This is a genomic window from Winogradskyella sp. SM1960 (genome assembly GCF_020179375.1).
GTDB lineage: Bacteria > Bacteroidota > Bacteroidia > Flavobacteriales > Flavobacteriaceae > Winogradskyella > Winogradskyella marina.
This window is the reverse complement of record NZ_JAICBG010000039.1, coordinates 1-1,113: the sequence shown is the minus strand read 5'-3', so window position 1 is coordinate 1,113 and position 1,113 is coordinate 1. Positions and strand designations below refer to the sequence as shown.

Genomic DNA, 1,113 nt, shown 5'->3' with positions numbered 1-1,113 from the left:
AAAATAAAACGTCCTTAGCTATTTTTCCGTACACCTTGTAAATATTGACCGAAGAAAATCTGCAATTGCACACAACGTGTTTGTGTATGATTTCGTTGCGTGTTTAAGCACTAAAGTTAGCAAATAAATCACAGATAGAAAGTCCGCAAGGACTTTCGTAAGTAAGCTATAATTAGCAATGAATTATACACGGTGTTGTGGGTAGTTTTTTATTTTTACATTCCCACAGTTTCATAAATATAACTAATTCCAGTTTTAGGATTTCTTAAATATCTTGAACGTTCAAATTCGTCTGTTTGGTCTTTTGCATAAATCAGATAGTTTTGGTCAGTTTTAAACCATTCAGGTAATTTAGTCCAACTTTTCCATTCGTTTCCTATTGTGTCAATTTCAAGTCCATTATATTCAACAAATTGGTCAAACCATTTTTTGTCCGATTTGAATTTAAGAAAAAGTTCATATTCGAGTGTAAAATGAGGTGATTGATAATATTCTCCTTTTAATAATTCAATTTCTTTTGGTGGTTCGTTTCCAGACCAATACTTATAAGCTTTTTCAGCATTTTTTGTTTCTGTTGAGAAACAGCCTGCCAAAAGCAAAACAATTCCAATCAATGATATTTTCTTAATCATATCCATTTTTTTAATCAGTAATGCACAAAATAAGAATCCGTTTCTTCTCCGTTATCGACCATTTTTACATTAATTTCAAAAAGTTCAAATTCGATTCTATCTTTTGTTTGATTGTCAAATTCGATAAATTCCATTTCGGAAATATCTTTTGTTATTTTATCTCCGTTATGCCATTTTTCCGCCACAATTTTTTCAATCAGAATATTCAATTCAGGTGAAGGAATTTCCTTTTCAGATTTATGCCAAATAAATTCCTGTCGTTCTTCTAAGTCGTTTTCATCATAAATTGCAATTCCGCTTATTGAATCTAACGTTTCGTTAGTCAATTCAATTCTCTCAACACTATATAATTTGAGATAAGATTTTAAAAAATTCAGTCTTTTTGATTCTTTCATTTCGGTTTTTGTATTATACTGAAATAGGTTGACTCTTTTTAGTTATTATTTAGACGTTCAAAAGATTTTTTTTAGCCGTTTAGAAG

At 29.8% G+C, this 1,113-nt stretch carries 2 protein-coding genes; both read right to left on the bottom strand.

Annotated elements, in window-relative coordinates:
- Positions 1 to 215 precede the first annotated feature (215 nt).
- Complete coding sequence (locus K1X16_RS17875) at positions 216 to 632, bottom strand: hypothetical protein (RefSeq protein WP_225037430.1); 417 nt, start codon at positions 630 to 632, stop codon at positions 216 to 218.
- A gap of 14 nt (positions 633 to 646) precedes the next feature.
- On the bottom strand, positions 647 to 1,027 hold the full coding sequence (locus K1X16_RS17870) for a hypothetical protein (RefSeq protein ID WP_225037429.1): 381 nt from the start codon (positions 1,025 to 1,027) through the stop codon (positions 647 to 649).
- Positions 1,028 to 1,113 lie beyond the last annotated feature (86 nt).

What these genes read in the sequence shown, in the direction of transcription:
- K1X16_RS17875 (WP_225037430.1), bottom strand. Translation starts at nt 632, where the DNA reads ATGATTAAGAAAATATCATTGATTGGAATTGTTTTGCTTTTGGCAGGC.
- K1X16_RS17870 (WP_225037429.1), bottom strand. Translation starts at nt 1,027, where the DNA reads ATGAAAGAATCAAAAAGACTGAATTTTTTAAAATCTTATCTCAAATTA.